Annotated in this window: 19 protein-coding genes; 11 read left to right on the forward strand and 8 right to left on the reverse strand. The window is 43.1% G+C overall.

Annotation, left to right across the window (positions count from 1 at the left end; genetic code table 11):
• Nucleotides 1-139 precede the first annotated feature (139 nt).
• From QZ367_RS00005 to QZ367_RS00025, 5 genes are all read left to right on the forward strand, one after another.
• Nucleotides 140-331, forward strand: a complete 192-nt coding sequence (locus QZ367_RS00005) for a hypothetical protein (RefSeq protein WP_291935519.1) — start codon at nucleotides 140-142, stop codon at nucleotides 329-331.
• Between the two features lie 32 nt (nucleotides 332-363).
• On the forward strand, nucleotides 364-1,227 hold the full coding sequence (locus tag QZ367_RS00010) for a hypothetical protein (protein ID WP_291938100.1): 864 nt from the start codon (nucleotides 364-366) through the stop codon (nucleotides 1,225-1,227).
• Nucleotides 1,228-1,501: 274 nt separating this feature from the next.
• A complete protein-coding gene (locus QZ367_RS00015; protein WP_291935522.1) occupies nucleotides 1,502-1,660 on the forward strand; it encodes a hypothetical protein in 159 nt (52 codons plus the stop codon).
• Nucleotides 1,661-1,844: 184 nt separating this feature from the next.
• The gene (locus QZ367_RS00020; RefSeq protein ID WP_291935525.1) at nucleotides 1,845-1,997 is read left to right on the forward strand and encodes a hypothetical protein; all 153 of its coding nucleotides are present in this window, start codon (nucleotides 1,845-1,847) and stop codon (nucleotides 1,995-1,997) included.
• Nucleotides 1,998-2,410: 413 nt separating this feature from the next.
• Entirely contained in the window at nucleotides 2,411-5,368 is a 2,958-nt protein-coding gene (locus QZ367_RS00025) for a hypothetical protein (protein ID WP_291935528.1), read from the forward strand.
• Here the strand turns inward: QZ367_RS00025 and QZ367_RS00030 are convergent.
• The 7 genes from QZ367_RS00030 to QZ367_RS00060 form a co-directional block, all read right to left on the reverse strand.
• Complete coding sequence (locus QZ367_RS00030; RefSeq protein ID WP_291935531.1) at nucleotides 5,295-5,894, reverse strand: hypothetical protein; 600 nt, start codon at nucleotides 5,892-5,894, stop codon at nucleotides 5,295-5,297. The genes QZ367_RS00025 and QZ367_RS00030 overlap by 74 nt on opposite strands.
• Nucleotides 5,845-6,414: a hypothetical protein gene (locus QZ367_RS00035; protein WP_291935533.1), complete on the reverse strand. Its 570-nt coding sequence runs from the start codon at nucleotides 6,412-6,414 to the stop codon at nucleotides 5,845-5,847. Before QZ367_RS00035 ends, QZ367_RS00030 begins: the two co-directional genes overlap by 50 nt.
• Nucleotides 6,392-7,297 carry an RAMP superfamily CRISPR-associated protein gene (locus QZ367_RS00040; RefSeq protein ID WP_291935537.1) on the reverse strand — a complete coding sequence of 302 codons (906 nt, stop codon included), beginning with the start codon at nucleotides 7,295-7,297 and terminating at the stop codon, nucleotides 6,392-6,394. Before QZ367_RS00040 ends, QZ367_RS00035 begins: the two co-directional genes overlap by 23 nt.
• Nucleotides 7,294-7,938: a type III-A CRISPR-associated RAMP protein Csm3 gene (gene csm3, locus QZ367_RS00045; RefSeq protein WP_291935540.1), complete on the reverse strand. Its 645-nt coding sequence runs from the start codon at nucleotides 7,936-7,938 to the stop codon at nucleotides 7,294-7,296. The genes QZ367_RS00040 and csm3 overlap by 4 nt, the downstream gene beginning before the upstream one ends.
• Nucleotides 7,935-8,357 carry a type III-A CRISPR-associated protein Csm2 gene (csm2, locus tag QZ367_RS00050; RefSeq protein ID WP_291935543.1) on the reverse strand — a complete coding sequence of 141 codons (423 nt, stop codon included), beginning with the start codon at nucleotides 8,355-8,357 and terminating at the stop codon, nucleotides 7,935-7,937. Before csm2 ends, csm3 begins: the two co-directional genes overlap by 4 nt.
• Nucleotides 8,354-9,862 carry a hypothetical protein gene (locus QZ367_RS00055; protein WP_291935547.1) on the reverse strand — a complete coding sequence of 503 codons (1,509 nt, stop codon included), beginning with the start codon at nucleotides 9,860-9,862 and terminating at the stop codon, nucleotides 8,354-8,356. Before QZ367_RS00055 ends, csm2 begins: the two co-directional genes overlap by 4 nt.
• A 143-nt stretch (nucleotides 9,863-10,005) precedes the next feature.
• Complete coding sequence (locus QZ367_RS00060; RefSeq protein WP_291935551.1) at nucleotides 10,006-10,428, reverse strand: EamA family transporter; 423 nt, start codon at nucleotides 10,426-10,428, stop codon at nucleotides 10,006-10,008.
• Nucleotides 10,429-10,893: 465 nt separating this feature from the next.
• Between QZ367_RS00060 and QZ367_RS00065 the strand changes: the two genes are divergently transcribed.
• Both QZ367_RS00065 and QZ367_RS00070 read left to right on the forward strand, forming a co-directional pair.
• Nucleotides 10,894-11,277, forward strand: a complete 384-nt coding sequence (locus tag QZ367_RS00065; protein ID WP_291935554.1) for a DUF4878 domain-containing protein — start codon at nucleotides 10,894-10,896, stop codon at nucleotides 11,275-11,277.
• The gene (locus QZ367_RS00070; RefSeq protein WP_291935558.1) at nucleotides 11,259-11,870 is read left to right on the forward strand and encodes a YiiX/YebB-like N1pC/P60 family cysteine hydrolase; all 612 of its coding nucleotides are present in this window, start codon (nucleotides 11,259-11,261) and stop codon (nucleotides 11,868-11,870) included. Before QZ367_RS00065 ends, QZ367_RS00070 begins: the two co-directional genes overlap by 19 nt.
• 301 nt (nucleotides 11,871-12,171) lie before the next feature.
• On the opposite strand, the gene nusA is transcribed toward QZ367_RS00070, so the two are convergent.
• Nucleotides 12,172-13,299 (reverse strand): transcription termination factor NusA, encoded by a 1,128-nt coding sequence (gene nusA, locus QZ367_RS00075; protein WP_291935561.1) that lies wholly within the window; start codon nucleotides 13,297-13,299, stop codon nucleotides 12,172-12,174.
• A gap of 157 nt (nucleotides 13,300-13,456) precedes the next feature.
• Between nusA and QZ367_RS00080 the strand changes: the two genes are divergently transcribed.
• Genes QZ367_RS00080 through QZ367_RS00095 form a run of 4 tightly spaced genes read left to right on the forward strand, consistent with a single transcriptional unit; the run spans nucleotide 13,457 to nucleotide 16,427 of the window.
• Nucleotides 13,457-13,699 carry an HP0268 family nuclease gene (locus QZ367_RS00080; protein WP_005870077.1) on the forward strand — a complete coding sequence of 81 codons (243 nt, stop codon included), beginning with the start codon at nucleotides 13,457-13,459 and terminating at the stop codon, nucleotides 13,697-13,699.
• Nucleotides 13,696-14,991 carry a tRNA (N6-isopentenyl adenosine(37)-C2)-methylthiotransferase MiaB gene (miaB, locus tag QZ367_RS00085; RefSeq protein ID WP_291935575.1) on the forward strand — a complete coding sequence of 432 codons (1,296 nt, stop codon included), beginning with the start codon at nucleotides 13,696-13,698 and terminating at the stop codon, nucleotides 14,989-14,991. Before QZ367_RS00080 ends, miaB begins: the two co-directional genes overlap by 4 nt.
• Nucleotides 14,972-15,625 (forward strand): lysophospholipid acyltransferase family protein, encoded by a 654-nt coding sequence (locus tag QZ367_RS00090; RefSeq protein WP_291935578.1) that lies wholly within the window; start codon nucleotides 14,972-14,974, stop codon nucleotides 15,623-15,625. The genes miaB and QZ367_RS00090 overlap by 20 nt, the downstream gene beginning before the upstream one ends.
• A 46-nt stretch (nucleotides 15,626-15,671) precedes the next feature.
• Complete coding sequence (locus tag QZ367_RS00095; protein ID WP_291935581.1) at nucleotides 15,672-16,427, forward strand: hypothetical protein; 756 nt, start codon at nucleotides 15,672-15,674, stop codon at nucleotides 16,425-16,427.
• Nucleotides 16,428-16,460 lie beyond the last annotated feature (33 nt).

Below are 16,460 nucleotides of genomic sequence, written 5' to 3' on the forward strand. Positions count from 1 at the left end.
GGCTAAAGGTAAGAGGGGTAAAAAATCTAATAAAGAACAATAAGAAAGAATATATGCCGTAAGGGTTAAATTTAACCCCGAGGAATTAAAAAAGGCGCTGATAGATCCAAATTTAACCACGCAAGAAAAGGTAAATTTGGTGGAACGGGCAAAAGAGCGTATAAAACAAAACATCGATACGAAAGCGATCATCGACTCTAGCCCTCAAAGCGGTTGTGATACGACAATCATAGGGCGTAAAAATTTAAATGCGGGTATAATTCAATACGCTCAAGAGAATAAAAAAGTTGTAGCCGTAGATAATGTTGACCCCGATTTAGCAAAAATTTAGGCTTTAAGTATCCAAACGAAACAAGGAGGACAATTTATGCCGATGAAATTACACATACCTTAAAAAATCACGGCAACGAAGCGGCGGAAGCAAAGCGCGGTCAAATAGTGATAACGCGCGACGATATAGCAAACTACATAGACTATGTCGAGAACCCTGACAGGCAGATTTTATCTCAAACCAAGCAGGGTCTAAAAGCCCTTATAAGCGGGAAACAAAAAGATGGGTATTATGTAGTCGTAGAGGAAGCACAAACCAAAAACAATAGGCTTGCTTTTAAAACAATGTATAAGGTTAAGGGAGATATTAAAGAAAGCTCATTATTCAAAGCGACGGCAGACGCTGAAAACGGCGAACGACTTGCATTTTCGGGTTATGAGCCCGACGCGCAGCGGATCCCGTCGCTCAATGATCCTATTATACCCCAAAACTCCCAAAAAGTAAAGGAACTTCCGCCCGCCGATCTTAGAAAGGCGATAATAAACGCTAAAGACGACAAAGAGCGCCTAGCCATAATAGAAAATCAAAAGGCGGGGATTAGACGAAACATCGATACGAAAGCGATCATCGACGCTAGCTCTCAAAGCGGCAGAGATATGGCGCTTATAGGGAGGGAAAATTTAAACGGCGATATAGTCAAATATGTTTTAGAGAGTAAAAAAACAATCGCCGTTGATAAATTAGATATTCAAAGAGCGCGGGAGCTAAAATTTAAATATCCGCAAGACGTAAGACGAACTATCGGATCGGATGCGATAACCCACGTTATGAATAGGCACGGCGCGAATAGCATTTTAGTAAAAAAGAGCGGACAAAAAGCGGTAAGCCTTGACGATATAGCTAAATGGCAAGAATACGCGGACAATGCAGACCTAAGAGCGATTTCAAAAGGATAATTCCGGACAAGAAGTCGTCGTAAGCGGCAAACAGATAAATGGATATTATGTAGTTGTAGAGGAGATCAAGAAAAAGAAAAACGAACTCGCTTTTAAAACAATGTATTTTGAAAAAGGGAGATTAAAAAATAATGAATTTTTTAAAAACCTTGCGCTAGGGACGGATAATAAATCCGCTCTTATCCACTCGGATTATGAGCCCGAAGTAAAATTAGACCCTATTAACGCAAGGTCTCATAGCGATAGTATACCACAAAATCTCAAAAATGCATCAATGGCTCAGTGGCAAAGCGAAATTTCTAAAGCCAAAGACGACTGGGGTGCGCTAAAACGCATGATGGATCAGATCAAACAAAACGAAACGCTAGGGCAAAACGAAAGAGCTAAACTATACGTAGATATAAGCGAGCGGATGAAAAAGATAGGAAAATAATTCAGGTGCGGGGCTATACCTCGCGCCAATAGCCGTCCCCTTAACTAGCAAACCGCGCAATCATATCTAAATTTATCAAAAATCCTTCAAATTTAATCTAAAAATACCAAAGAGTGCGTTTTATGGGTAGATTACGCACCCGCACTTGCGCGAAAATTGCCCTAACTTTCAAAAGGAGAACGTTATGGCAATCACATCTACGGGCTTTCAAGCTCCAGCAACAAAAAGAGATAAGTTTAAATTTTACGCCAGTATCATCATTAGATATATAGCTAATCTTATTTTGCATCTGATTTTAATTCTACTAAAGGACTATTTATTGAAAATTTATCAATAAAATTTTGTTTAAGAGCCAGTGACATCATGTCCATGTCGATTATCGTAAGCTATTTACAAAATTTTATGGCTTATTGGAATACAGCTATTGAAGATAGCAGTAGTATATTTCACAAAATAGCGTCTGCAGCGCATTATGATAAAATTTCAGGTAAGCTTTCGATATCAAAAGGCGTCATACACTCAGCTTATAAATTGGCATTGCCTAATAGGTTTTGCCGATTCGTAGCGCTTAATATCTATTCTATAGCTTTCGTTAATACCTCACTTATAAAATACCCGACTGCGTTGGACTAGAGGTGGCTACCAAATTATAACGTAGCACAAGAACACAGCGTTATTAAATTTAAAATGGAATTCCATGGGGGTTGGAATTATTGTGTCTAAGCTTAAGCTGCGAGAATTTTGAATTGTATGGCTGGCGAGCTAGGACTTCGTGCATTAGGCGCAGGAGCGGACGCACTAGGCTTTGATAATGCAAGCAAGAGCTTAAAAGATACCGCAGACGATCTAGGGCAAACCTTTTCTCAAAGCGCGGAGGCAGTAGGACAAACGGGAGGTGCAGGCACTACCCGCATAATAGGACGAGGATTAAAAAACTTCGTAACGGGTCAAGCTGCAGCCAATCAAAAGCTAGCTAGAGGCATTAATAACGTTTTAGCAGATACCGCAGATTTTTACGGAGCGGACAGGGCTAGGGATTTCTTTCGCGAGAACTCAAATTTAGCAAGCTCAGCGATAAATAAAATTGAAAACTTCGGCGATAACGATATGAAAGGTTGGCAAGCAGCAGGCGAGATAGCAGATGCTACTGCACTAGCTCCTGCGATGCTAGGGCATAGCGCAAAGGCCGCCCGCTTAGCAAAAGCATTAGGCGCTAGCCAAAAGGTAGCTACTCGCATCGGCAATGCCGTGGGATCTGCGGCAAACGGCGCGATAATGGGAGGATTTACCGGAGGGGCTAGAGCTTACGGACAGCCTAAGCCCGATCTAAAGCAAGCGGGGCTTGAAAGCACTATCTGGGGTGGGGCAAATGCTATTTTAGGCGGACTTAGCCGCGCTCCGATTTTAGCTAAAGGGGTGCTAGGCAAAGCAAGCGAACAAACGCAAAAAGCAGCGCAAGGCTTGGACTACCAAAATCTAAGAGAGGGCGTCCCGACGCCCGCTGGGACGACCGCTCCGCAAACGCGGGCGGATGGCGAATTATTAAGCCCTCCATTAAGCAGCGACCAATCGGCGCGCCTCAACCGATACTCCGATACTTCTCGGACAATGGCTGCCGCAGATAATGCGGGGTCGGTCACTGATAAAACTATTATGCCACAAAATTTTGAAGCGGCGGCTGAGGCGTCCAACTCTCAACATAAGCAACAAGTGCTCGGGGCGCAAATGAATACCGGCAAGGAGCATTTTTCGCCGACCGATAACACTATTATACCACAAAGCTCTGTCGCAGAGGGAATTTTAAATAATCCTAATCTTTTCGGACTTGACGAAAACGTGATAAAGGCCATTCGCTCAGAGCTTGAGGAAGCGGCAGGGATTGCTCCAAAAAAGATGAACGAAGCAGCAAAAGGGGCGGATAAGGCAGAGACCGCAGCAGCGCAAGCGCCTAATCCGTTTTTAGATGAGATTTTAAGAGTTACAAACCCTGCTAATAATAACGCGTATTTAGATCAGATCTTAGCAATTACTAATCCTAAAGCCATACAAAAAGAGAAGCGCGGCATCTACAACGTCGCGTATAACGGCAAAAACTCAACTTCGGTTTATCCGGATATAGACTTTGTAGAAAACGCGGTGAAGCTAGAACAAGGCAGCAAAAAGCGCGGAGGCGCAGCTCATATTCAAAAGCATTTTGAAAAAGACGCAAAAGGCTATGTAACACCTGCGGAGATGACGCAGATCGGCGATCGTATGCGCGAATATACGGCTAAATTTAAAAAGCCTTATATTGACGCGGGCGGCGGCAGACTTTACGAATGGCAAGATAAAGATGGGGTAAAATTTAGAGTAGTAGTTTATGACGGAGGGGTGGGGTCTACAACCCACATTACTACAACCCCCGTCAATGAAAGAATTATATCGTTTTACTCTGATAGAAATCTTAAAAAGCCTATGGAGTTTAAAACTCCCGCACTTCGTGAAGCGGATGAAGCGATTAGGGGTGGGGACACACTCTCTAGCCTAAGCACCCCACAAGCGATGAGAAATCAAGGGCTAGACACCGCTACGGATATTATACCACAAAACGGCGAGAATATGATTAAAGGTTTTAGCTCTAGCGCAATCCCTGCTAATATCGCAAGCGCTGGAGCCGGAGCAGCCACAGGTGCAGCGCTAGATGATAAAAATAGAGCAAGAGGCGCTTTTATCGGAGCGTTGGGCGGGCTTGGGCTAGTAAATGCACCCTCTTTGGTTTCAAAGCTAAAAGGAGGCGCTAAGGTAGGCGAGATAGCGCAGGATATAGAAGCTGCGGCAAAAGATAAGCCTAGCATCTTAAGCAATATGCGCTCCTATCTTAAAGCCGTAGGAGCAAACTCCGCTTCAGAGCTAAAGGATTTAAGCGGCAAGGATATAGGGCTAAGCTACGCAAGGCAAATGGCAAGCGAGCATATCAATAAAGAGTTTAAAAATATCGCTTATGAAATTTTATCCGGCTCTCAAAGCTTAGCGCAGAATTTAAAAAATGGCGCTATTAATGCAGCTCGCTTTGCAAGGCGCACACTAAGCGAAACCAAAGGCGCGGATTATCTTTTGCGAAACGATGAGCTATTTAGCGCCAAAAGCGCATATAGCGCTAAAATGGAAAATCTACAATCCGCGCTTAGTGGATTAGACGACGCAGATCGCGTAGCTATGCATGAATATATGGTGGGTGAAGGAAATGCCATTAAGCCTGAGCTAAAGCCACTAGCAGACGCGCTAAGACGTCAGATTGACGATATGAGTGCTAAGCTCGTAGATCTAGGCGTTTTAGATAAGGCTAGCAGAGACGCGCTAGCGGGGCAATATCTTGCTCGCTCTTATGAAAAGCATCTAAAAGATCGCATCAATTCAGTGTTTTCAAGCGGCAAAAAGGTAGATGAAATTCACAGCAGAGGCTTTGCGTTTAAAGAGTTTAAAGATAGGGAAGCGATGGATAAGTTTCTATCTAAAAACCCGCAGATTGCAAAGTCTATGGATCAGGCTTACAATAAAGGCGGCGTGCGCGTAGTAGAAAAGCCTAATGGTAAAATTGAGCTTTGGAGGGATTATACCAAAGATGAGCGTTCGGCTATGGGGGAGATAAAAAAGATTAGCTTTTTATCTCATTTACCTCACATAGTAGCCAGCCAAACGGCACGCACCCCGCTTTTATTTGGTCTTTAACCTTTGCAAGCCATGTCGTAGTTTCGGCTTCTTTTATGATAGGATTTTTACCGACGCCTTGCTTTATGCTAATTTCTCTTTCGCCCTCTATCGTTACGGCGCGTGCGCCGCTATGTCTACCTACGCGAAGTAAGAATTGATTTGGCGCCAAATTGCTTCTACCAAAATCCTTGTAGCTTTTATAAAATTTTTCACTCAAGCATTCGAGCACTCCGTCGTCATTAAATAAAGAGCGAAATATCGGCTCATAGTGATCGTTGCAAGCTTTGATTAGGCGATTAATATCTAGGAGTTTTTCCGTAGAATTTTGCTTAATGCTTAAAGGAATTTCGCATGTCACGTTTGAGACTATAGCTTCTAAGCGGGTACTTAGCGAATCATTGTATTTTATATCATCATTTTTAAGTTCTCGTTTGACGTTTGCGGTGGAATAAATTTTACTTGCCAAACCACCGCTATCGCTAATGAGTAGATTTTTAAATGGATTTCCGTCGCTCGGACTTAGTAAAAGATCGCGCAACGTCATAGTACTTTACTCCTTCTTTTACTAATAGCTCTTGGTATGCTGTAGAAATCGCTCCTTTTAAACTACTGCAGGTTAGGATCGCCGAATCCCTTTTTTGATTTTTATTCGATACGCATTTATAAATTTCAAGTTGATTTATTACGTTATTTTTGCCATTTTCTTTTTGAACTACCTTGCCAATTTTATCGTAATATTCTTGCGCGGCATTCGGGCTTACTTTTACGATTTTATAGGCTACTTGCCTTCCTTGTTTTTTATGCGCGAATATAAAATTTTGCATTTTAATAAGCCCATTTTCATCAGACACTTCCACTAGATTGTGGAATTTTTCCCTATCCGTTTCGGATAGAATTTCATATAGAGCCATTGTGTCAAATTCATAAAGTGCATCTATCTCTTTTCCGCTCGGTTGTAGAATTTTTTCTATTACATATCCGGTCGGTTCATAAATTTCGCCGCTTCCGATATGCACGGGGCTTAGAATTTTAATTTTTAATTTATAGTGTTTTACAAAGCTCATTTCCGCTCCATTTCGTAGGCATTAAAATAGCGTATCCTTGTTGCACGCTTTTTTTGTAGGTTGAAGCACCGTGAATGCTTTTACCGATAAATTGTATATTGCTTTCGTCTTCTAGCGCTATTAGGGCTGACGTTTGTGCCATTAATACGGGTTTTTTAGTCACATCTGACGATGAAGCCAGATCTCCGCCATGCTTTCCGAACCTAGTAAATGGCTCGTAAAAGCACTTCTTGATAACCAAATCGGATCCTTGTAAAACAAAAGGGCTGAGCGCCATAAAGATTTTACTTGCAGGCGTATTTAAATTTTCAAATTTATCGATCTTAAATCGCCCTTTGCCAATACTTGCCTTTTTTCCGTAGCCGCATTCTCCTATATCATGCATGACAGCTTTTAATTCCTCTTGGCTAAAAGCATTTTCATCAATTAAAAAATATATATCAAGTGGCGGCAATGCGGTCTCGATTAGTGCAAACGGAGCGAATTCATCGGCATCGGTAGTAAAAGTAGCGTAGTTAATAGAATTCTTCATTGTGGCGTTTTGTTTGATTTTTGACTCTATTTCATCGCCTGCTAGGGCGTTTTGAAATTTGCCTTCGGCAAAATCGTCCGCTTTGAGCCAAATCTTTTTTCTTATAGCTTTCTTATCGATATTTTTTCCAAAAACGCTAAGCGGCAAGCAAGGCTTTGGCAAAAAACCTGATAAAAATCCATCGGAAGCGATCAAAAACGGCTCTTTATCATAATTTTCAAGAAGGCTTTCCAATCTTGCTTCGCCGTATCTATATCTTATTGCCCAACAAATTTGCCCCCATAAGGTATCGCCTTTTAGCGAGGTTGCAAAAGACGACGTGGGCGTAATCGTGGTTTTAAGGAGCTTCATTTTTCGACCCATTCGTCTTTGTTGCTAAATTCCACTCTTCCATATCCGCGAGAACCGCTACCGCCCAAATAATCATTTTCCAATAAATTTAAACCGCGCTTGATAAGCTTTTTAAAATCATCGATATTATCGCCTTCTAATACTTTGATTTTAAAATCGTAGCAAAATTTAATTCCTTCAGGTACTCGCTCGCTTTGACGCGGATGTTTGGCGGTACCTTTTTGTCGGTCGATTATGTTTTCATATTTTGCTTCGCTTAAAATTTTATCTTCACTCTCGAGGCTTATTCGGCAGTCGCTAAAACTAATTCTAGTGATGCCAAATTTATTTTCTTTGACATCGCTGTCCCCAAATAGCTTTAATAGAATTTCTGCAGATTTTCTATCTTTGGCTCTTTCTATATTTTTATAAGAAAATGGTGCACCTTTTTTATCTTGATCTAGTCCTACCAATCCCAAGTCCCATTCAAGCAGGCTTCTAATTTTGCCTTTGAGCGAGCTAGCTGGTATATAAGGCCTGCCAGAATTGGCGTCTTTTATAACTTGATTATCTATGCCGCCGATTTTCATAACGTCATCGCCACCGCCTATGTGAAGTCCACTTAAAAGCCTAATATCGCCTTTTAAAGAGTAAATTTTCATCTTTCTTCCTTATCTTTACTAAATCCTAAAACCGCTTCAAAAAACAGTTTAAACACCTCGAGCTTTTCTACGCTATCTACCTGCGAAACACAGTCTTTTATAAATTCTACAAAGTTTTTACTTACATTCTTTCTGCTTGAAGCATAGGCTACTTTGGAATTTAGCATCTTCACAAATGGCAAAATTTCGGCGGAATTTTTAGTTTTTGCTTTTTCGCATAGATCCAGCACGTAGTCGTAAAATCTTCTGATTTGCGATTGACTAGTTCTAATACTATTCGCCGTTTTCTTCGCGGTTTCATTAAAAAGTTCGCCGTCTTTGATATAATCTAACGTGATCTTTTCATATAAAATTCCAGACTTATCGGCTTTGGAATCGTCGTAGCTTTTGCGTTGTTGGCCGTTATGGGCGTAGTTCATCTTGCTCTCCTTTTATAAATGAATTCACATAGTGCCATTTTTACCTGTTCGGGACTTTTTTCTAGTACATTTTGCAGCTTTTGTATTAGCCATTGCGAGTCTTTGGATAAATTTCTTACTATTAAATAATTCAGCTTCGAAGCCCAGATATTGGATCTTGCGTCATTAGCTTTAGCGCTTTTTGCCATATCGCAAAGCTCTAGCAGATGATATAAAAATGCTGTATTTAGCTCCTCTATGCTTTCAAGCGTATTTGTTATGAGCGCATACATCGTTTTATACTCGCTCCATCTAGCCGTTTGTCCAAATAGAGTAATAGCGTCCTTTTTTATCCCTTTTTCATCTTTAAATTCCTTGGCAAGCTCAAGCTGGTTTTCGCTCAGTTCGGCTAGGTATTTAATAGGCACGGAAGGTTTTGCAATGCAAATCCCCATACTTAGGCTAAGTGTTTTGTCGCTAATAAATTTATTAAACTCATCATCTATAAATCTAGCAATATCTAGCACCGTATCCCAAGCTCCCACCAATAGTAAATCATCTCCGCCTGAAAATACTATATAGGTATGTGGAAAATTTTGTTTTATTAAGCGCGGAATGTGAATGCTAAAAAAGCTATCAAGCCCCTTTGAAAACATATCAAAGCTATCAAAACTATTAGTAACATTACTATTTTTGATGAAATCCCCCATTCCATCGACATCGGCTTTCAGCACCGCTATAGCTTTTAATCCCAAAGGCCCATCCTCGTGCATTTTATTGCATGCGAGTTGCGCCAGTTCGTTAAAGCTTGCCGTTTGCCCATCTTTTTTAAATACATAAGATTTTATACGCTCATCTAGTTCTAGCTCGCAATTAAAGCCTTCTAAATCGATTCCTAGCTCGTCAAGGGAAATTTTTGAAGTTTTTGTATCTACAAGCTTGGCTCCAAGCCTCTCAAAGCCGCTTTCTATTGCTATTATATCGGCATAATTTAGTACGATTGCGCTTTGATTTAAAAGATCGAATTTATTAAGTTTTTCTAGCTCGAAAGCATCGCTTACTCGCTCTCTAAACTCCTTGTAACTATCCATATCACTAAAATCGCTTTTTTTACAATCAAGCGCCACTAAACTCATACCTGCAATAGCACTAAATTTATCGATAAAAAATTTATCTACGTTGTGTTTGATATCGTTAAATGTATCTTGGGCGAAATTTTGCTTCGGTATTAAAATTTCAAATTTCCCTGCGCTTATGCTTAGAATTTTACTTTCGCTTATTTTCAATTTAAAGCATATAAATTTAGCGATTGCTTTGGTGAAGAGCTGAACGTAAGCGGATTTGGCGCGCAGAATTTTAGCCGCATTTTTAGTATTGATATTTTCAAAAATAAATTTTTGAATACCGTAGAAATCTCCGGCTATCAGATACATTTCATCATTTAAGATATCGTCTATATCGGTAATCCGAAAGCTTTGCTCAAGCTCTTTAAATTCGCTATTAAAGAAATCGCTAAAATTGCTCAAAGATACTCCTTTTTAAAACAAATTTTTATAATTTTAATGCTTTTATAATTAAGCAACCATTAAAAAATAAATCTGGAATTAAATTTTATTTTTTGGTTTTGCCTTGTCGCATAAACCAAAAAATATTACAAATAAAAATTTTGTTATTTAAACACCAGTATTATCACGCCTGCGCCGATGAGTGCTAGCGCAAGCCATTCGCGAAGACTCGGGCGCTCGCCTAAAAATATCACAGCGATGATCACAACGAGTACTACGCTTAGTTTATCGATCGGTGCTACTTGATAGGCTTTGCCGATTTGTAGGGCTTTGAAATACGCTAGCCACGATGCACCCGTAGCCAGCCCGCTTAGTATCAAAAATACCCAGTTGCGAGGGGTTAGGCTCGATAACGGCTGCCAGGCTTTAGCGTAGCGCAAGAATATGGCGAGACATAGGGCGATGATGATCGTGCGGATAAAAGTTGCGAAGTGAGAGTTGATGCCTTCAAGCCCGATTTTTGCAAATATCGCAGTCAGCGCCGCAAAGAGTGCTGATGCAAGTGCCCAAACCGCCCAAGTTTCCATGATTTTCCTTTAGAAAAATTGCTGAATTATAGCCCCATTTAGATAAAATTTGTTTATAATTTCGCGAGTATCGCAGCAAAAAGCTAAATCGCAAGCGAGCAATCCTACGAAGGCGGCATTTAAATTTTAAAATTTTAGTCGCAAAATACAATTAAATTTTAGTTCCGACAAGCAAAGCTTGCCTCACGCGCTACCGAATGAGTTTGGGCGCCGTTTGAGTGGTGTGTCGCAAGACACGGTTCGCAGAAACTGTTATAAAATTTCGCTTCAGCAAGATAAAATTTTATCGAGGCAAGACGAGCTTTCCTTTGAATGCAAAATTCTATTTTAATTCAGCAAAAGCACGACCGAATACCCCTTTCGCAAATCCAAACGCGATATAAATTCCCCCGAGCAGAAAGATCTGAATTTAAAAAATATTTATCGTTTGTATATAGAACCTCAAAATTTCTACGAGGAGAGCTTATGAAAAAATTCCTACTCGCGCTCATTGCGATATTCGTTTTAGCGGGCTGCGGCAGCGACCCGAAAGGCGTAGCCGAGGACTTCATCAGAGCCCTATACGAGGGCGACTCCAAGACTTTGGTTGATATCATCGACATACCCGATAAGGACAGATCGGACGACGGCTCTATGCAGATGATAAACGGCAAACTGATGCAGATGGCAGGCGCCGGCAAGGAAGAGGCCTCTAAGCGCGGCGGGCTAAAGAGCGTCTCGGGCGAGCTGCAAAATAGCGACGAGAAATCGGCGCTAGTGAAAGTCGCCGTGTCTTTTAAAAATGGCACGAACCGCACCGAGAGCGTTAAACTCGTCAAAAAAGACGGCAAATGGAAGGTTGCGCTTTAGCCAAAAAGCTTCTCGTCTGTCTGATCTTCGCTCTAAGCGGGCTCGGCGAGCTTTGGACGCTAACGCGTGCGCCTACGGCAAAAGAGCCACTGTGGGTGCCGGATGAAATTTTATCAAATCTACGCACGGGCGATCTCGTCTTTCGCATGGGCGACGTCACCGACAGCCGCATAATCGCAACCGCGACGAATTTTAAATACTCGCACGTAGGCATAATCGTGCGCGAACGCCCGCTCGTGATAGTGCACGCCGTAACGGGCGAGGGCGAGCGAGACGGCGTCGCGACCGTTTCGATGCGGGAGTTTTTGCCGCATGCGCGAGACTTTGGCGCGGCGCGGATAAATTTTTTAAGTGAGGAGCAAAAGGCGCGCCTAGCCGCCTCTTTACTTAAGCGCGTCGGCGAGGGTTTTACGCTAAGACCTCGCGGCGAAGCGAACCTCTACTGCACGACGCTACTTGAGCAGGAAATCTCTAAAATCACAGAATTCTCGCCGCAATATTTTAAGTTAAGCTTAGCCGTCCTGGGCGGCGAATACCTCGCGCCGAAGGCATTTTGGCACTACGGCGGCGTCGAAATTTTATATGAGCGGTAGGCGCAGCTTATCTTGGGGCGGAATTTTGCGCGCTGTGTAAATTTAAATATCGCATCAATTCAAATCCGCGCATGAATAGAATTTAAGCTTAGAATTCTGCGCCGTAAAATTTCGGTCAAAATTTGCTTTGGCGCTAAATTTTAGAATTCCGAAACGACGTAAAATTCTACGTAATATAGAATTTCGTGGAGTATTAAATTACAAAATTCCATTAATTACTAAATTTGCAAAATTTAGTAGGCGTGGAATTTTATAGAGCACGTAACTTACAAAATTTCAAAAAGTAAAGCGCGCCCCATCTTTACAGCTCGCCGAAAAGCGCTTCGAGATTTTTAAGACCTTCTTCCTTGGAGACCTTTTTCTCGCTCGCCGAGCCGGTTTCGATAAGCTCGATCTCGCAGCCGCACAGCATCGAGGCGAGGCGGATATTTAGACCGTTTTTGCCGATCGCTTTGCTTTTTTGATCAGGGTTTACGTAGACGATCGCCTTGCCGTCCTGCGTTATTTTGACCGAGTTTACGATCGCGGGCGCCATCGCGCGAGTGATCAAAATTTCGGGGCTTGCGGAGTATTCAAACGCGTCGATGCTCTCGCCGCCGCTTCCGTCTTGCAAATTTTTGCTTAAAAATCTGCTCACCGCGTCGATGCGAGCGCCTCCTTTGCCGACGGTAGCGCCTACCGGATCGACGTTTGGCGAGACGGCGCTAAGTGCGATCTTAGCGCGCCTGCCCGGAATCCTAGCGCAGGCTTGGATGATGACGCTGCCGTCTTTGATCTCGGGGACTTCGGCGGCAAGCAGGGCTTCTAGAAATTTCGGGCTGGTGCGCGAAAGCTCCAGTCTGATACCGTGGGATTTGTCGATGGCTACGTTTTTTATGACGGCTTGCAGCACGTCGCCCACTTTGAAATTTTCACCCTTGATGCGGTTTTTTTGCGGCATGAAAGCCTTCGTATCCTCGATCTCTACGTAGGTCGTGCCGTCGTGATCGATCTTGGTGACCGTGCCGTGGGTAAGGGTACCTACCTTGCTTTTATAGTTTTCAAAAATTTTCTCTTCAAGCAGCCTTTGGATGTGGAAATTTAGCTCTCTGGCCAGTACACCGGAAGCCGTGCGACCAAGGTTTTCGATATTTATTTCGTAGCTTAGCTCATCGCCGATCTCTGCGTTTTCGCCTATTTTTTTGGCCTCGCTAAGCGCGATGAAGTTGTGATCGCCGAGCCGCTCGTCATCATCCGCGACGACGTGAACCTTTTGGTAAAGCTTGACGCGCTTGGTCTGCGGATCGACTTCGCTGTCGTATAGATACTCCTCGCCGAAAAGTCTTTTTGCGGTCTGGATGAACGCCGTTTTGACGCGCTCTTTGACGTCTGCGGGCTCAAGCCCCTTTTCATTTGCAATCGACTCGATGATGTCGGTGATTTTTTCCATAAATTTTCCTTAAGATTTGATTTTGTGCTACTAAATTTGGATTTTAAATTTTGAAGTGCGGTATTATATGGAATTTTGACTTTATTTTTATTTAAACGAATTATTATCTAAATTTCGCTAAACTCGCGGGTTTAAAACATAAATGAAAGGATAGATCATGCAGCTAAAACTTGCCAGAACGGAGCTTGCCTCTAAGCCAAAAAGCGTTAAGATCGAGGATTTGCAAGCCCAAGTAGAAAAGAGCGGACAAAAAATATTTTATCTGGATAGAGAAAATTCTCAAAAAGATTTAGCCGCTTTGGTGGATTTTTTCGACACTAAGGGTTTTAGCGTGTATCAGCGCATAGTGCGATACGGGCTGAACGAAAACGAGTATATGTACGAGGTGCATATCCTTTGAGCAAACTCCTCTTCATCCAGACCCTAGGTTGCGCGATGAACGTGCGCGATAGCGAGCATATTATCGCGCAGCTAAAAGAGCAAGACTACGAGATTACCGACGACGTAAATATTGCGGATCTGATCTTAATAAACACATGCTCCGTGCGCGAAAAGCCCGTGCATAAGCTTTTTAGCGAGATCGGAGCATTTGATAAAGCTAGAAAAAAGGGCTCCAAAATCGGCGTTTGCGGCTGCACCGCAAGCCATCTGGGCGAAGAAATTTTTAAGCGCGCGCCATTCGTGGATTTCGTACTGGGTGCTAGAAACGTATCTAAAATTTCGCAAGCCGTCCGTACGCCAAAATTTATCAGCACTGACATAAACTACGATGAGAGCGAGTTTGCCTTCGGCGATTTTGCGAGCTCGCCATATAAATCCTTTATAAACATAATGATCGGCTGCGACAAAAAGTGCTCCTACTGCATCGTGCCGCAGACTAGAGGCGATGAAATTTCAATACCCGCTCAAATCATTTTGCGCGAAGCCGAAAGATCCGCAGCTCGCGGCGCCAAAGAGATATTTTTGCTCGGTCAAAACGTCAATAACTACGGCAAGCGCTTTTCTAATGCCCACGAAAAAATTGACTTCAGCGACCTGCTCATGCGGCTTAGCGAGATAGAGGGCATCGAGCGCATCCGCTTTACCAGCCCGCATCCCCTGCATATGGACGATAAATTTTTGGACGTTTTTTGCAATAATCCTAAAATTTGCAAATCGATGCATATGCCGCTACAAAGCGGCTCTAGCAATGTTTTGCGCGATATGAAGCGCGGATATACCAAGCAGTGGTATCTGGACCGCGCGCTTAAACTGCGCCAAAGCTGCCCGGGCGTGGCGATTAGCACCGACATCATCGTAGGCTATCCGAGCGAGAGCGAGGATGATTTTGCTGAGACGATGGAAGTATTGGAGGCGGTGAGATTCGAGCAGGTTTTTTCCTTTAAATTTAGCCCGAGACCCCTCACGCCAGCGGCAAATTTAAAGCCGCTGGATGATGAAATTTCAAGCGAAAGATTAAGCAGGCTACAAAGCGCTCACGCTAAAATTTTAGACGAGATCGCAAGGGCGCAAAAAGATAAAATTTTCGATGTATATTTCGAGGAGCTGCGCGAGGGCGGCACCGCGTGCGGTAGAAGCTTTTCAAATTTTTTAATCTGCGCGCAAGGCGGCGAAGAGCTGCTAGGCAAAACGCGCAGAGTACGTATCGAAAAAACCGCCAGAATGGCGCTTTATGGACAAGTTATCGCTTAAAAAGCGGCTGTTTTTCCGCATCGCCGAATATCTCATTTTTATTCTGATTTGGTGTATTTTTTTAACATGCAGGGTTAAATTTACCCCCACGAAGCTGCCCGAAAAGCCCTGCGTCGTCGTATTTTGGCATGGAAGACTGGCGATGATGAGCTTTGCTTATAGACGCTGGTGGTTGCGGGATTTCGGCAGCAAAAGGCGCGCCAAGGTCATCATCTCGGATCACAAAGACGGCGAGATCATCACGCGCGTGATCTCGCATTTCGGCATCGGCGCGATCCGCGGTAGTAGCTTCAAGGGCGGCGCGCGCGCGCTTATGGGTGCGATCAAAGAGATAAAAAACGGCACCGACGTCATCATCACTCCCGACGGTCCGCGCGGCCCCCTTCACAGCGTCGCCGACGGAGCCGTGATCCTTGCGCAGCGGCTAAGCCTAGGTATTTACGCGCTAAATTACGAAGCGAGCAGTTTTTGGAAATTTCATAGCTGGGACGAGATGGTATTGCCAAAGCCCTTTTCGCGCATAAATTACAGCCTCAGCGCGCCGCTAAGCTTAGCCGGGCTTGACCTTGAAGCGGGCAAAGAGGCGATCAGGCAACTGCTTTTTGCAAGCGCCAAGCAGGACGTTAAATTTTAGTTTGAAATAATAGTGTTTCGATATAATTGCAATTTTAGGAGAAAAAATGGCACTATTTAAAGCAAAATCATTCCTCGGCGTCGCTAAAAGTGTCGACGCATGCGAGTTTTTTTATAGAAAATTGGGCTTTGGTAAAAGAATTTTGGATGAGAAATCCGATCGCTTTCCCATTGCGCAAGAAAATGATCTGGCTACCTCACTGGCGGGCTTTGCGGATCTGAGTGATAAAAATTTAATCTCCTGCGTGCTGATTGACGATGAAAATCAAAGAGTGCATTTTAACGAGGATTATATGATTAAAGAAAATAGCATTTATCAAAAAGTCGATGATAGCTTCATCGTGGAATTTCCTCGCGCAAGTGCACAGGCGGCGGATGAGACTTTTGGAATAGAATTTAGCTCGCACGCCAGTTTATTTAAAATTTTATACTTTTTGCTAAAAAATCAAAGCGATTTTGAAAATATGGCGATGTTTGCGCTGAAATTTAATAACCGCGCATGTTTCGTCGTCGCCAACCAAGAGCGCGTGCTCTACGCCGATATAATGCGTATCGACGAGGAGATGCAGGCGGCGATGAGCGATACTGACGAGCTATTTTACGAGCTTTTAAATTTTCAGATCGAGACCTTCTACAAATCCGAAAATAGCGAGTTTCTCACCAACGTTTTCATCTACTCCGACGGCACACTTAGCAACGAGATCGGCTATGTGATTTTCACGCGCATCTTCATCAAAACAAATTTGATAAATCTAAATTTCGCCGATTACATCAACAAAATCGCGATGCTGGAAGCCCGCTAGATCAAATTTTTTGCTTCGCACCTAGGCAGAATT

The sequence above is a fragment of the Campylobacter sp. genome, from assembly GCF_019423325.1.
Taxonomy (GTDB): Bacteria; Campylobacterota; Campylobacteria; order Campylobacterales; family Campylobacteraceae; genus Campylobacter_B.

Coding starts and splice junctions, on each gene's coding strand:
- QZ367_RS00015 (WP_291935522.1), top strand. CDS start 1,502: ATGGCTCAGTGGCAAAGCGAAATTTCTAAAGCCAAAGACGACTGGGGT.
- QZ367_RS00020 (WP_291935525.1), top strand. CDS start 1,845: ATGGCAATCACATCTACGGGCTTTCAAGCTCCAGCAACAAAAAGAGAT.
- QZ367_RS00025 (WP_291935528.1), top strand. CDS start 2,411: ATGGCTGGCGAGCTAGGACTTCGTGCATTAGGCGCAGGAGCGGACGCA.
- QZ367_RS00030 (WP_291935531.1), bottom strand. CDS start 5,894: ATGACGTTGCGCGATCTTTTACTAAGTCCGAGCGACGGAAATCCATTT.
- QZ367_RS00035 (WP_291935533.1), bottom strand. CDS start 6,414: ATGAGCTTTGTAAAACACTATAAATTAAAAATTAAAATTCTAAGCCCC.
- QZ367_RS00040 (WP_291935537.1), bottom strand. CDS start 7,297: ATGAAGCTCCTTAAAACCACGATTACGCCCACGTCGTCTTTTGCAACC.
- csm3 (WP_291935540.1), bottom strand. CDS start 7,938: ATGAAAATTTACTCTTTAAAAGGCGATATTAGGCTTTTAAGTGGACTT.
- csm2 (WP_291935543.1), bottom strand. CDS start 8,357: ATGAACTACGCCCATAACGGCCAACAACGCAAAAGCTACGACGATTCC.
- QZ367_RS00060 (WP_291935551.1), bottom strand. CDS start 10,428: ATGGAAACTTGGGCGGTTTGGGCACTTGCATCAGCACTCTTTGCGGCG.
- QZ367_RS00065 (WP_291935554.1), top strand. CDS start 10,894: ATGAAAAAATTCCTACTCGCGCTCATTGCGATATTCGTTTTAGCGGGC.
- QZ367_RS00070 (WP_291935558.1), top strand. CDS start 11,259: ATGGAAGGTTGCGCTTTAGCCAAAAAGCTTCTCGTCTGTCTGATCTTC.
- nusA (WP_291935561.1), bottom strand. CDS start 13,299: ATGGAAAAAATCACCGACATCATCGAGTCGATTGCAAATGAAAAGGGG.
- QZ367_RS00080 (WP_005870077.1), top strand. CDS start 13,457: ATGCAGCTAAAACTTGCCAGAACGGAGCTTGCCTCTAAGCCAAAAAGC.
- QZ367_RS00090 (WP_291935578.1), top strand. CDS start 14,972: ATGGACAAGTTATCGCTTAAAAAGCGGCTGTTTTTCCGCATCGCCGAA.
- QZ367_RS00095 (WP_291935581.1), top strand. CDS start 15,672: ATGGCACTATTTAAAGCAAAATCATTCCTCGGCGTCGCTAAAAGTGTC.